General features: G+C 71.0%; 11 protein-coding genes and 1 riboswitch. Of the genes, 9 read left to right on the top strand and 2 right to left on the bottom strand.

The window, feature by feature from the left end; translation table 11 throughout:
• The first annotated feature begins 38 nt into the window (after positions 1-38).
• Positions 39-164: riboswitch (cobalamin riboswitch) on the top strand.
• Positions 165-250: 86 nt separating this feature from the next.
• Genes C8E96_RS22575 through C8E96_RS22565 form a run of 3 tightly spaced genes read left to right on the top strand, consistent with a single transcriptional unit; the run spans position 251 to position 4195 of the window.
• A complete protein-coding gene (locus C8E96_RS22575; protein ID WP_091382364.1) occupies positions 251-2215 on the top strand; it encodes a putative cobaltochelatase in 1965 nt (654 codons plus the stop codon).
• Positions 2216-2231: 16 nt separating this feature from the next.
• Positions 2232-2846, top strand: a complete 615-nt coding sequence (gene cobO, locus C8E96_RS22570; RefSeq protein WP_091382366.1) for a cob(I)yrinic acid a,c-diamide adenosyltransferase — start codon at positions 2232-2234, stop codon at positions 2844-2846.
• Positions 2840-4195 (top strand): cobyrinate a,c-diamide synthase, encoded by a 1356-nt coding sequence (locus tag C8E96_RS22565; protein WP_091382369.1) that lies wholly within the window; start codon positions 2840-2842, stop codon positions 4193-4195. The genes cobO and C8E96_RS22565 overlap by 7 nt, the downstream gene beginning before the upstream one ends.
• Positions 4196-4322: 127 nt before the next feature.
• On the opposite strand, the gene C8E96_RS22560 is transcribed toward C8E96_RS22565, so the two are convergent.
• Both C8E96_RS22560 and C8E96_RS22555 read right to left on the bottom strand, forming a co-directional pair.
• Entirely contained in the window at positions 4323-5048 is a 726-nt protein-coding gene (locus tag C8E96_RS22560; protein ID WP_228770198.1) for a CbtA family protein, read from the bottom strand.
• 62 nt (positions 5049-5110) lie between these two features.
• The gene (locus C8E96_RS22555; protein ID WP_091382376.1) at positions 5111-5320 is read right to left on the bottom strand and encodes a CbtB domain-containing protein; all 210 of its coding nucleotides are present in this window, start codon (positions 5318-5320) and stop codon (positions 5111-5113) included.
• A gap of 211 nt (positions 5321-5531) precedes the next feature.
• Here C8E96_RS22555 and C8E96_RS22550 point away from each other — a divergent pair, with 211 nt between their 5' ends.
• From C8E96_RS22550 to C8E96_RS22525, 6 genes are all read left to right on the top strand, one after another.
• Positions 5532-6086: a histidine phosphatase family protein gene (locus C8E96_RS22550; protein ID WP_091382379.1), complete on the top strand. Its 555-nt coding sequence runs from the start codon at positions 5532-5534 to the stop codon at positions 6084-6086.
• Positions 6087-6418: 332 nt separating this feature from the next.
• A complete protein-coding gene (locus C8E96_RS22545; protein WP_166658078.1) occupies positions 6419-8218 on the top strand; it encodes a GAF domain-containing sensor histidine kinase in 1800 nt (599 codons plus the stop codon).
• 3 nt (positions 8219-8221) lie between these two features.
• On the top strand, positions 8222-8881 hold the full coding sequence (locus C8E96_RS22540) for a response regulator (RefSeq protein WP_091382385.1): 660 nt from the start codon (positions 8222-8224) through the stop codon (positions 8879-8881).
• A 153-nt stretch (positions 8882-9034) separates the two neighbouring features.
• A complete protein-coding gene (locus tag C8E96_RS22535) occupies positions 9035-10240 on the top strand; it encodes a UDP-N-acetylglucosamine 2-epimerase (protein ID WP_133794673.1) in 1206 nt (401 codons plus the stop codon).
• A gap of 371 nt (positions 10241-10611) precedes the next feature.
• A complete protein-coding gene (locus C8E96_RS22530; protein ID WP_091382391.1) occupies positions 10612-11829 on the top strand; it encodes an MFS transporter in 1218 nt (405 codons plus the stop codon).
• A 12-nt stretch (positions 11830-11841) separates the two neighbouring features.
• Complete coding sequence (locus C8E96_RS22525; RefSeq protein WP_091382394.1) at positions 11842-13218, top strand: GH1 family beta-glucosidase; 1377 nt, start codon at positions 11842-11844, stop codon at positions 13216-13218.
• The last annotated feature ends 4 nt before the right edge of the window (positions 13219-13222 follow it).

The raw sequence follows: 13222 nt of genomic DNA, 5'->3' as shown, positions 1-13222 counted from the left end.
CCATCTGCGACGATGTGACCGACCAAGCAGGGTGAGCGAGGAAACCGGTGCGAATCCGGTGCGGTCCCGCCACTGTCACCGGGGAGCGCCACTCCCCCGCGCGCCACCGGGGCACCCGCCCTGGGAAGGCCGGAGCGGCGCGGCGATCCGGGAGCCAGGACACTCCACCCCTGCCAAGACCGACCCGGGCGCGGACCCGGAGTGAGGATCATGGCGTGCTGCCAGCCATCTCTGTCTTTCCCGTGAGCCGATGAGCGGCTACCCGTTCTCCGCCGTCGTCGGCCACGACGATCTCCGCCTCTCCCTGCTGCTCAACTCGGTGCACCCCGGGATCGGCGGCGTGCTGGTCCGGGGCGAGAAGGGCACCGCGAAGTCGACGATCGTGCGCGCGCTGGCGGCTCTGCTGCCGGAGGCGTCGGTCGTCGCGGGCTGCCGGTTCAGCTGCGACCCCGAGCGGCCCGACCCGCACTGCCCCGACGGTCCCCACACCGACTTCGACGATGACACTCGGCCCGCCCGACTCGTCGAGCTGCCGGTCGGCGCCACCGAGGACCGGCTGATCGGCTCCCTTGACCTGGAGCGCGCGCTGACCGAGGGCGTCCGCGCCTACCAGCCCGGTCTGCTCGCCGCCGCCCACCGCGGGGTCCTCTACGTCGACGAGGTCAACCTGCTGCACGACCACCTGGTCGACCTGCTGCTCGACGCCGCCGCCATGGGCCGCGCCCACGTCGAACGCGAGGGCGTGTCGGTCTCACACGCGGCGTCGTTCCTGCTGGTCGGGACCATGAACCCGGAGGAAGGCGAGCTGCGCCCGCAGCTGCTCGACCGGTTCGGGCTCACCGTCGAGGTGCGTGCCTCCCGGGACGTGCCGACGCGCACCGAGGTCATCCGCCGCAGGCTCGCGTTCGAGGCCGACCCGGCCGGGTTCGCCGAGCGCTGGTCCGACGCGGACGCCGAGCTGGCGACCAGGATCGTCGCGGCCCGCAAGGCGCTGCCCGAGGTGTCGCTGCCTGACTCGGAGCTGCGCCGCATCGCCGCTGTCTGCGCCGCGTTCGACGTCGACGGCATGCGCGCCGACCTGGTGCTGGCTCGCACCGCCGTCGCGCACGCCGCCTGGCGGGGCGCGGAGCGGGTCGAGGAGTCCGATGTGGAGGTCGCCGCTCGGCTGGCGCTGCCGCACCGACGCAGGCGCGACCCGTTCGACGAGCCCGGCATCGAGCAGGACCAGCTGGATCAAGCGATGAAGGACGCGGCCGAGGAAGCGGACCGCGAGCCCGACCCGGATCCCGGACCCGATGGTCCTGGGGGTGGTGCTCCCGAGCCCGGTGACGGACCGACCGGGCCCGCGCAAGGGCCGCAGAACGCCGAAGCGCCACCAACGCCGTCCGGCGGGCAGGCCCCGGCCACCCCGGACCCGGCGTTCCGGGCCCGGCAGCTGGAGATCGCCGGTGTCGGCGAAGGCGCGCCGGGCCGCCGATCCCGCTCCCGAGCGGGCTCCGGGCGAGCGCTTCGGGCTTCGACCTCACAAGGCTCCGGCATCCACCTTGTCGGCACCCTGACCGCCGCCGCGCCGTACCAGCGCGACCGTGGGCGCACGGGCGCCGGGCTGATCGTGCGGGCCGGAGACGTGCGCAAAGCCGTCCGCGAGGGGCGGGAGAGCAACCTCGTCCTGTTCCTGGTCGACGCGTCCGGTTCCATGGCCGCCCGCAAGCGGATGTCCGCGGTGACCGGTGCCGTGGTGTCGCTGCTGCGCGACGCGTACCAGCGGCGCGACAAGGTCGGGCTGGTCACCTTCCGCGGGTCGTCCGCGGAGCTGGCGCTGCCCCCGACGTCGTCTGTGGAGGCGGCCGTGGCCCGGCTGCGCGACCTGCGCACCGGCGGCCGCACCCCACTCGCCGACGGACTGCTCCGCGCCCGCAAAACCCTTGCCGTGGAACGCCTTCGTGACCCGCGCAGGCGTGCGCTCCTGGTCGTCGTGACCGATGGGCGGGCCACCGTCGCGGTGTCGCGTGACGCCGTGGGTGACGCGATGCGAGCGGCGGCGATGATCGCCGCCGAGGGCACGGCGAGCGTCGTCGTGGACTGTGAGAGCGGCCCGGTCCGGCTCGGCCTGGCGGGCAAGCTGACCGCCGCGCTCGGCGGCACCGGCCTTCGTCTGGAAGAACTGTCGGCGGACTCGGTGGCGGGCGTGGTTCGCGCCGCCCGCGCCGCGTAGAGGGAGAGAAACACCGATGCCACAAGGCAAACCCGAAGTCGTCCCCGACGATGGCCGGACCACTCGGCAGCGCCGCAACCGGCCGCTGGTCGTGGTCCACACCGGCGAGATGAAGGGCAAGTCGACCGCCGCGTTCGGCCTCGCGCTGCGCGGCTGGAACCAGGGTTGGTCGATCGGCGTGTTCCAGTTCGTGAAGTCCGCGAAGTGGCGTGTCGGCGAGGAGTCCGCGTTCCTGGCGCTGGGCAAGGTGCACGAGGAGACCGGCGAGGGCGGTCCAGTCGAGTGGCACAAGATGGGCTCGGGCTGGTCATGGTCGCGCAAGCCGGGCAGCGAGGATGACCACGCCGAGGCCGCGCGTGAGGGCTGGGCGGAGATCAAGCGCAGGCTCGCCGAGGAGACCCATGGGCTCTACGTGCTCGACGAGTTCACCTACCCGCTCAAGTGGGGCTGGATCGACGTCGACGACGTCGTCGAGACGCTGGCGAGCCGGCCGGGCCACCAGCACGTGGTGATCACCGGCCGCGACGCGCCGCAGTCCCTTGTGGACGCCGCCGACCTGGTGACGCACATGACCAAGGTCAAGCACCCGATGGACGCGGGACAGAAGGGCCAGAAGGGCATCGAGTGGTAGCCAGACTGGTCATCGCCGCGCCCGGTTCGGGCAGTGGCAAGACCACGATCGCCACCGGCCTCATGGCCGCGCTGCGCAGGCGTGGGCACACGGTGGCGCCGTTCAAGGTCGGCCCCGACTACATCGACCCCGGCTACCACACGCTGGCGGGCGGCAGGCCGGGACGCAACCTCGACCCCGTGCTCGTCGGCGAACACCGCGTCGGGCCGATGTTCCGCCATGGCGCGCTGGGCGCGGACATCGCGGTGGTCGAGGGTGTGATGGGTCTGTTCGACGGGCGCATCGGCCACCAGGTCGAAGCGGGCGGGTTCGGGTCGACCGCGCATGTGGCCGAACTGATCGACGCTCCTGTGGTGCTGGTCGTGGACACCCGCGGCCAGAGCACGAGCCTGGCCGCGCTGCTGCACGGTTTCCGGTCGTACCGCGCGGGTGTTCGGATGGCGGGCGTGGTGCTCAACCAGGTCGGCTCCGACCGCCACGACCAGGTGCTGCGCGAGGCGTGCGCCGACGTCGGGTTGCCGGTGCTGGGATCGGTGCGGCGCGCGGTCGAGGTGGACGTCCCGTCTCGGCACCTGGGCCTGATCCCGGCGGTCGAGCACGGCGCGGCCGCGATGCGCGCGGTCGAGGCCATGGCCGACCTGATCGACGCCTCAGTGGACCTCGACGCGGTCGTGCGGCTCGCCCGTTCGGCCCCGGACTTCCCGGGCCCGGTCTGGGATCCGGCCGAGGAGGTCGAGGTCGTGCCGGGCCGCCCGGTGATCGCGGTGGCCGGTGGTTCGGCCTTCACCTTCGGCTACGCCGAGCACGTGGAACTGCTGCGGGCGGCCGGCGCGGAGATCGCTGTGGTCGACCCGCTGCGCGACGAGTGCCTGCCCGCGGGCACGGCCGGGCTGGTACTGCCCGGTGGCTTCCCCGAACAGCACGCCGAAGCGCTGTCGGCCAACGAGAAGCTGCGAATGGACGTCCGCGCGTTGGCGGAGTCGGGCGCGCCGATCCACGCCGAGTGCGGCGGGCTGCTCTACCTGGTGTCCGAATTGGACGGCAAGCCCATGTGCGGTGTCCTGCCCGCGACCGCCGCCATGAACCCTCGCCTGACCCTGGGCTATCGCGACGCTGTCTCGATGGCGCCGTCGCCGCTGCGGCCGGAGGGCAGGCGGGTGACCGGGCACGAGTTCCACCGCACGGTCACCACCCCGGTCCACGGCACCACCCCGGCCTGGGCCTGGCGAGACCACGAGGGCGTCACCCGCCGCGAAGGCTTCATCCAGGGCAACGTCCACGCCTCCTACCTGCACACCCACCCCGCCGGCGACCCCACCGCCATCACCACCTTCGTCACCGCCACCTGACCGCGAGTCGCCCCGCCAGGCAAACGAGTCGCCCCTCCCGGCAAGTGAGTTCGACATCGAGACAACTCGAATGTCGAACTCATCTGCTGGAAGGGGCGACTCGTTTGCTGGAAGGGGCGACTCGCGGTCAGGTGGTGCGGCGGAGGGAGCGGGTCATGAGGGTGGCGAAGGTGATGCCGATGGTGGCCCAGAGGACGGCCGAGGTGCCTAGGGAGGCGACTCGGAAGTCCCAGATCAGGTCACCGGGGAAGCCCGCGGGAACCTCCTGGAACGACGGCAGCAGCTTCGCGACCGCCGTCACCACGACCACGTAGCCGAGCACGGACACCGCGGTGGCGGTGAAGCCGCCGAGCCTCGGGGTCAGCGATCGGGCGAGCACCGTCCCGGCGATCACCAGCACCACGGAGATGCCGATCATCGCGAAGAACAGGGCGGTGCGGTCGCCGATGGTGTCGGCGCTGCCGACGGCGGGCGGGTTCGCCGGGTACGTCAGGAATGGCACGAGCACCACCGCGACGTAACCGATGCCCGCCACCGCCAGCGCGGTGGAACCCGGGGTGCGGGTGCCGATCCGGCCGTAGGCGAACGCGAAGGCCAAGCCGAACAGCCCGCCCAGGCCAAGTCCGAACACGACCGCGCCGATGCCCAGGCCGACCGTGGACTGGAAGGCCCGCGTGAAGCCCTCTTCCTCCTCAGCGGCCGGTTCGGCGTGGCTGTGCCCATCAGAGTGCGCGGGCGCGCCCGCCTCCTCGATGGCGATGGCGCGGTCGACCGAGGGTTCACCGAAAGCGGCGGCGAACCCGAAGGCCAGGAGTCCGCCGACCAAACCGGCCAGCAGACCCCAGATCAACACCGATCGGACAGTGAGCGCGGCCGACGCACTCTCCGGCCGTGTCTCAGAGTTCACGGAGTCGGTCAGTGGCACGGGAAGCCCAGCAGGTGACGCGCGTCGTGGACGAGTTCGTGGACAGAGGTGCCCTCGAAGATCGCCAGCGCTCCCTGCTCGGCTCCGACGAAGTACATGGCGAGCAGGGACAGAACACCCACGAAGATCGCGTACGGCAGGGTCTGCCGAATCGGGATGCTCAGCGGGATCGGGGTGGGGTTCGCGACGGCATGCGTCATGAGATCCTCCTCGGGGCTTCACGCGGCCCAGTCAGTGGAGCGGGACGATGGTGGAGGGTCTGACTTCGGCTCCGGGTGCTCCGGGACCGATCACAGTGGCGCGGCCGTGCCGGATTCTCACCGGCTTCCTTCTACCATCAGGGTCGACTCTGAAAAGTATTGGAGCCGGGCTGGCACTGTCAACGCGGCCGTTCGGACGGTGGGATATCTCATGAGCGCGACGTTGACCGTGGTCAGCCACGCCGCGACCGCGGCCACCCGAATGGCCGCGTTTCCCCGCGACGAACCGGTCGAGCGGTCGCTCGACGTAGCCGGTCCGGGTCGGGTGGACAGCGCTTCACGCGGGCCGGAGACGCGCTGCGCGCAGACCGCCGCGGCGCTCGGGGTGACCGCCGAGATCGACGACCGGCTGCGCGACTGCGACTACGGGCGCTGGCGGGGCCGCACGCTCGACGACGTCGCGGGCGCCGAACCCGAGGAGGTCGCCCGCTGGCTCACCGACCCGAAGGCCGCGCCGCACGGCGGTGAGTCCATTGTGGACCTGCTGAGCCGGGTCGCGGACTGGCTCGACGAGCTTCAGCCGGGCCGCCGGATCGTCGCCGTCACGCACCCGGCGGTGGTCAAGGCGATGATCGTGACCGCCCTCGGCGCAGATCCGCCCGCCTTCTGGCGAATCGACGTCGCGCCATTGTCACGCACCGTTTTCCGCGGCGGTCCGCACCGCTGGAATTTGCGCTGGATTTCCGCGAGCGAATTGGCGGAATGATTCGCGAAGTTTGTCGAATACGGCGCGAAACGCTCAGCAGAATCAAGGGACTGCGCCACCCGGCCTACCGAAGGTATCGAATCGCGCCCGAACGGACGCGGACGGTCACGATTCGTGAGGAGATCACGAGCTGAACGACATCCATGGCGGCGATTAACCGATAGCTCCGCGTGACTTCCGCTCTTGCGCACAGCGCCGAATGGGGCCACGGTAGTACCGACGAATGACTCGATCGCGTGCAATTCGACGAATCGATGTATCACCCGCGCGAGCGGACACGATCCCTCCGAGGGTGCAGGCGTCAAGGGACGCACGGGCGAAAGCGGTGGGCGGTGTTGAAGACAGGGGCGGAGAGCGGGCGTGGCCAGGAGGGCAGCCGCACGGAGGCGCCGCTCAGCCAACCCGCCAGACCCGCCGACCCGATCCTGCACGACCTGATCTACCTGGCCGCCGCCGCGAAGGTGTCGCAGGACCGGGTCCGCCACCTCCTCGACGCCGTGCTCTCGGTCGGCAGCGACCTGTCCCTGCGCAACGTCATGCGGCGCATCGTCGCGGCGGGTTGCGAGCTGGTCGGCGCCCGCTACGGCGCGCTGGCCGCCCTCGGCCCGAGCGGTGAGGTCGTCGAGTTCACCCATACGGGTGTCGATGCCGAGACCGAGGCCGCCATCGGCGCGCTGCCCTCGGGTGAGGGCGTCCTCGGCCTGGTGATCGACGCGCAAGGGCCGGTCCGCCTCGAGCACGTCGCCACGCACCCGGCCGCCGTGGGCTTCCCGGAACACCACCCCGCGATGGGCTCCTTCATCGGCGTTCCCATCCGGGCCAGGGGCGTGACCCTGGGCGCGCTGTACCTGGCCGACAAGGCGGGCGACGAGGGATTCGACGAGGAGGACGACGAGGTCCTCGGCGCGCTGGCCGCGGCGGCGGGCCTGGCGATCGAGAACGCCCGGATGTACCAGGCCAGCCACCGGCGTGAGCAATGGCTGCGGGCCACCAACGAGGTCACCTCGGTGCTGCGCACCGGACCGGAGACCGCTGAGGGGCTGCGTCTGGTGGCGGCCCGGGCCAGGGCGGTGCCCGACGCCGCCATCGCCGCCGTCTGTGTGCCCGACGGACCCGAGAACCTGACGGTCCGCGCGGGCGACGGGGCGTTGGCGCCGGTGTTCCACGGTCTGCGCATCCCGATCGTCGACAGCATCACCGGCGACGTCTTCAGCACCGGGCGCGGCCGGATGATCGAACAGCTCGGCAAGGCCGCGTTCGCCCGGTCCGCCCACACCTTCCAGCGGCTTCCCGGGCCGATCGCCGACCTGGGGCCCGCGATGTTCGTCCCGCTGCGCACCGGCCCGCACCCGATGGGGGTGCTGATCGTCGCGAAGTACCTGGGCGCCACGCCGTTCGACGAGGACGACCTGGCCATGTTCGAGAACTACGCCGGGCACGCCGCCCAGGCGATGGAGTTCGCCGAGGCGCAGCAGGACCGGCAGCGGCTGGCGCTGTTCGAGGAGCGCGACCGCATCGCGCGCGACCTGCACGACCTGGTGATCCAGCGGCTCTTCGCCGTCGGCATCGGCATCCAGGGCCTGTGCCGGGGGCTCGACGACGAGCCCGTCGTCGACCGGCTCAACACCTATGTCGCCGACGTCGACCAGACGATCCGGGAGATCCGGCGCAGCATCTTCTCGCTGCAGGAGCCCGCGAACGGCCCGTACAGCCTGCGTGGGGAGATCCTCCGGACCATCTCCGACGCGACAGTCTCATTGGGCTACGAACCCACCGTCCGGCTTGAGGGCCCGCTCGACTCCGTGGTGCCGCCCGACGCCCACGGCGACCTGATCGCGACCCTGCGCGAGTCGCTGTCCAACGTGGTGCGCCACGCGCACGCGGGCGGTGTGCAGGTCACGGTGGCCGTCGACCGGCGGGCCACCCGGCTGGAACTGCTGGTCCAGGACGACGGCCTCGGGCTGCCCGCGGACCTGCCGTATCGCAGCGGCCTGGCCAACATGGTCCAGCGGGCGCACCACTGGGGCGGCCAGTGCGACTTCGAGATCCCGGCGCGGGGCGGCACCCGCGTGTGCTGGACCGTGCCCCTGCCCAGGCATGCCGCGGCCGACCCGGATGACGAGGAGACCTGATCCATGACCATCTCGGTGTTCGTGCTCGACGACCACGAAGTCGTCCGTCGGGGCCTGCGGCAACTCCTCGACGCCGAACCGGACATCACCGTGGTGGGCGAGGCGGCCAGCGCCGCCCAGGCCTTGGCCCGGGTGCCCGCGTTGCGGCCGCAGGTCGCGATCCTCGACGTGCGGCTGCCCGACGGCGAAGGCGTGAGCGTGTGCCGGGACCTGCGGTCGTCGGTCGTGCCGCCACCCGCGTGCCTGATGCTGACGTCGTTCTCCGACGACGAGGCCCTGTTCGGCGCGATCATGGCGGGCGCGGCCGGGTACATGCTCAAGCAGGTCAGCGGCAACGACCTCGTCGCCGCGGTCCGCACCCTGGCGGGCGGCGGTTCGCTGCTCGACGCCGGGGTCACCGCGACCGTGCTCGACCGGCTGCGCAGCGGCCGCGGCGAGGACGCGCGCTACAGCACGCTGAGCCCGCAGGAGCGCAAGATCCTCGACCTGATCGCCCTGGGCATGACCAACCGGCAGATCGCGGGGCAGCTCTACCTCGCCGAGAAGACCGTGAAGAACTACGTCTCGACCTTGCTGCACAAGCTCGGGTTCGACCGCCGCACCGAGGCCGCCGTCTACGCGACCCGGCTGCAGAACACCCGGACCCCCGCGCCCCGCGAGTGACAATCGCGCATAGTCACCGACCCGGGTGGTAAACGCCGAGGTCGGCGTGTCGAATCCGTTCGTGGAACTACCGCAGGTAGCGTCGGAGCCGTCCAAGTCTTACCGCGCAACGAATTCCGGTCACCCGGAATTCAGGCGGAAGGGGTGACGGTCATGCCGAACACGCTTGTCCCGCTCCCCGCACCCGAACCGGGTCGCATGCCCCACGTCTGCCTGGTCGCGGGCGACGGCCCCGCCGCGGTCAAGATCGCCCCGGTGGCGGCGGCGATGCGCCGAAGCGCCCGGGTCCGCCCCATCGTGATCTCCTGCGGCGACCAGACCGTGGAGGTCGGCGAGGCGCTGGCGGCCTTCGACGTCGTTCCCAGCCTGGTCGTCGAGTCCACTCTGGACGGCCACACCACACAGGGAGCGGCTTGGCTGCTCGACGCCCTTGACCGCGTCTACGCCGACCTGGCCCCTGACGCGGTCTTCGTCCAGGGCGACAACGGCATAGCGTTCAGCGCGGCGATGGCAGCCTTCTGGCGCCGGATCCCGGTGGTCCACCTCGACGCGGGCGTGCGCTCACACGACTTGACGGCGCCCTTCCCCCAGGAAGGCCACCGGCGGCTGATCGCCCAGATCAGCTCCCTGCACCTCGCCGCCACCGCCGACGCCGCCGCGAACCTGGCCTGCGAGGCCCACGGCGGTCCGAAGGTCGTCACGGTGGGCAGCACGGCGGTGGACGCGGGCTTCGGCGCCATCGAACGCCACCACGAACACCCCGACGACCGTGTCCGCGCCGTGGAGGAGGCAGTCGTGCACGGCGGCTGCCGCATGGTCCTCGTGGCACTCGACCCGGCGCGTTGGGCGCAGGACGACCTGGCGGCAGTGCTGCACGGCATCGCCGACCTCGTGCTGGCGACGCCGGACCTGGAAGTGGTGCTGCCAGCCGCATACGAAAGCGAACTGCGCCTCGTCGCCGACGACGTGCTCGGCAGGCTGGTGCGGGTGACGATCACCGACCCGGTGGACCCACCGGACCAGGTGCGGCTGCTGTCGATCGCGGCGGCCGTGGTCACCGACTCAGACCTGCTCGCCGAACAGGCCCCCAGCTTCGGTGTGCCTGCACTCGTGCTGGTCGGCGGCGTTGGCATCTGGGCCGAACCGGAACGACCCGGATACCCGTGGACCGCCGCGCCGGATCGCGCACTGGTGGCCGGCATTACGGAGAAGCTGGTACTCAGCCAAGTGGAACGGCTCGCGGTGTCACCGGCGAACAACCCGTTCGGAGACGGCTTCGCGGCCATGCGCTGCGAGCAGGCAGTGGAATGGCTCCTCGGCCTACGCGACAGGCCACGCGAATTCGCCCCAGAGATCTAGCGGGGCGCTGTGACATGGCGCCGACCCTCCGGTTCTGCCCCTCCCATCCCCTAAATGCAAGGGGCAGAACCGAACGGCCTGCTTCGGGTGGTGCCGCCATCCCCAACCACCCCGGAACGCAACGGGCCAAACCCAACGGCCTGTTTGGGTGGTTCGCCTTGATTCGGGGGGAGAAGGCCTAAACTTTCGCAGCGCGGGGCAGTTTCCCTATCCTGCCCGCTTTACCCGCGCAGGTCCTTCTCCGGGGTCCCCGAATCAAGGCGAACCACCCAAACAGGCACCCACCCACCCCACTGCGCTCTTGACGCCACCGCCCCCACCCACAATCCTTACGTGATTCTCTCTCATGTTCATCACAGAGGAGGCGGGGCATGGTCGCGATCGAGCCGAGCACCAGCGTCCCCACCCGCTGGATCCTCGCCTTCTGCCTGGCCACCACGGCCACCTTCGTCGGCTGGTACGGCCCCCTCCAAATCCTCCTGGGCACCCAAGCCGACCTGATCGACCCAGCCAACAAAGAGAGCATCCTCGCCCTGGTAGCGGGCATCGGCGCCGTCTTCTCGATGATCGCCAACCCCCTCTGGGGCGCCCTCTCCGACCGCACCACCTCAAGACTCGGCCAACGCATCCCCTGGGTCGCGGGCGGCGCGATCGCCGGCGCGGCAGGTCTCATGGTGCTCGCAAGCGCCGAGTCGACAGCGGGCATGATCGCAGGCTGGTCGCTCACCCAGATCGCCCTCAACGCCCCCTTCGCCGCGCTCAGCGCCGCGATCCCCGACCAAGTCCCACTGGCCAAACGCGGTGTTGCCGGCGGGTATTTCGGCGTGGCCCAGACCGTCGGCGTGCTCGGCGGCACCGGGCTCGCCTACGCGGGCGGGAGCGTCCTCAGTGGATACGCGGCCTGCGCGGCGTTCGTCGTCCTCGGCTCGCTGCCGTTCGTGCTGCTTCGTCGCGACCGGACAGTCGCCGAGGTGCCCGCGTGGGACACCAAAGCGTTCCTGCGCGGCTTCTGGATCAGTCCCCGCGCGCATCCCGACTTCGCCTGGGCGTGGCTGACCCGGTTCCTGATCAACCTCGGCAACGCGATCGCGCTGCTGTACCTGCTGTACTACCTCAAGGACCAGGTCCGGATCAGCGACCCCGAGGGCGGGGTCGTGGTCCTCACCGGTGTGTACGCGCTGGCGCTGCTGGGCACGGTGCTCATCGGCGGGTACTGGTCGGACCGAGTCGGCAGGCGGCGGGTCTTCGTGGCAGGCTCGGGAATCGTGATGTCGGTGGCCGCGACGCTGCTCGCCGTGTGGCCGACCTGGCTGGGCGCCCTGGTCGCCGCGACCGTCCTTGGCGTGTCGTTCGGCATCTACACCTCCGTGGACTTCGCGCTGATCACCCAGGTGCTGCCCGCCGCCGCCGACCGTGGCAAGGACCTCGGCGTCATCAACATCGCCAACACGCTCCCCCAGGTGCTCGCCCCGGTCGTCGCCGCGCCGATCGTCAGCGGTCTGGGCGGATATCCCGCGCTCTACACGGCGTCCGCGGGCGTGGGCCTGCTCGGCGCCGCACTGGTCTACCGGATCAAAACCGTTCGCTGAGAGGAAACCCGCATGCCGCAGCCGTTCCCGGACTTCCCCACCGGTTTCCTCTGGGGCGCCGCGTCGGCCGCCTACCAGGTGGAAGGGGCGGTCGACGAGGACGGCCGCGGCCGTTCGGTCTGGGACACGTTCACCGCCCAGCCGGGCCGGGTGGTCAATGGTGACACCGGATCCGTCGCGACCGACCACTACCACCGCTACCGCGAGGACGTCGCCCTGCTGCGTGACCTCGGTGTCGGCGCGTACCGGTTCTCCATCGCGTGGCCGCGGATCGTGCCCGACGGCAAGGGCGCGGTCAACGCCAAGGGGCTCGACTTCTACGACCGGCTGGTCGACGAGCTGTGCGCGGCGGGCATCGCCCCCGCGGCGACGCTGTTCCACTGGGACACCCCGCAGGCACTGGAGGACGACGGCGGCTGGATCGGCCGCGACATCGTCGGTCACTTCGCCGACTACGCCACCGCGGTCGGCGAGCGGCTCGGCGACCGGGTGCGGATGTGGATGCCGCTCAACGAACCCGTGGTCGTCACCATGTTCGGCTACGCGCTGGGCAACCACGCGCCCGGCCGGGCGCTGGGCTTCGAAGCGCTTCCCGCCGTGCACCACCAGCTTCTCGGCCACGGGCTGGCCACCCAGGCGCTGCGTGCGGCCGGGTGTTCCAACATCGGCATCGCGAGCAACCACGGGCCGGTGTGGCCAGCGTCGGACGCCGACGCGGACGTGACCGCCGCGGAGACCTACACGACCCTGGTCAACTGGCTGTTCTCCGATCCGTTGCTGCGCGGGCGTTATCCGGTCGACGAGCTGGCCGAGGCGATGCCCGGGCCGGTCGTTGAGGACCTCAAGGTGATCTCCACGCCGCTGGACTTCTTCGGCATCAACTACTACCAGCCGACTGTGGTCGGCGCCGCGTCGGCGACCGACGGGCAGGCCCCGGTGGTCGAAGGTGCTTTGCTGCCACCGGGTCTGCCGTTCGAGCCGCGCCCGGTCGTCGGCTACCAGACGACCGACTTCGGCTGGCCGGTCGCGCCCGAGGGCCTACGCGAGACCGTGTCGATGTTCGCCGACCGGTACCGCGAAGACCTGCCACCGCTCTACATCACCGAGAGCGGCTGCTCGTACCACGACCCCGACCCCGTCGACGGGCACGTTCCGGACCAGGCCCGCATCGCCTACCACGACGCGCATCTGCGCGCCTTGGCCGAATCGATCGCCGACGGGATCGACGTCCGCGGCTATTTCGCGTGGTCGATCACCGACAACTTCGAATGGGCGGCCGGGTACGCGGAGCGGTTCGGCCTGGTCCACATCGACTACGCCACGCTGAAGCGAACGCCGAAAGATTCCTACTACTGGTTCCAGGAGCTGGTCGGCAAGCAGGCCGGATAATTCC

It is taken from the genome of Actinokineospora alba (assembly GCF_004362515.1).
Taxonomy (GTDB): Bacteria; Actinomycetota; Actinomycetes; order Mycobacteriales; family Pseudonocardiaceae; genus Actinokineospora; species Actinokineospora alba.
The sequence above is the reverse complement of the archived record's forward strand: the minus strand, read 5'-3'. Positions and strand labels throughout refer to the sequence as shown.

What these genes read in the sequence shown, in the direction of transcription:
- C8E96_RS22575 (WP_091382364.1), top strand. Translation starts at nt 251, where the DNA reads ATGAGCGGCTACCCGTTCTCCGCCGTCGTCGGCCACGACGATCTCCGC.
- cobO (WP_091382366.1), top strand. Translation starts at nt 2,232, where the DNA reads ATGCCACAAGGCAAACCCGAAGTCGTCCCCGACGATGGCCGGACCACT.
- C8E96_RS22555 (WP_091382376.1), bottom strand. Translation starts at nt 5,320, where the DNA reads ATGACGCATGCCGTCGCGAACCCCACCCCGATCCCGCTGAGCATCCCG.
- C8E96_RS22550 (WP_091382379.1), top strand. Translation starts at nt 5,532, where the DNA reads ATGAGCGCGACGTTGACCGTGGTCAGCCACGCCGCGACCGCGGCCACC.
- C8E96_RS22540 (WP_091382385.1), top strand. Translation starts at nt 8,222, where the DNA reads ATGACCATCTCGGTGTTCGTGCTCGACGACCACGAAGTCGTCCGTCGG.
- C8E96_RS22535 (WP_133794673.1), top strand. Translation starts at nt 9,035, where the DNA reads ATGCCGAACACGCTTGTCCCGCTCCCCGCACCCGAACCGGGTCGCATG.
- C8E96_RS22530 (WP_091382391.1), top strand. Translation starts at nt 10,612, where the DNA reads ATGGTCGCGATCGAGCCGAGCACCAGCGTCCCCACCCGCTGGATCCTC.
- C8E96_RS22525 (WP_091382394.1), top strand. Translation starts at nt 11,842, where the DNA reads ATGCCGCAGCCGTTCCCGGACTTCCCCACCGGTTTCCTCTGGGGCGCC.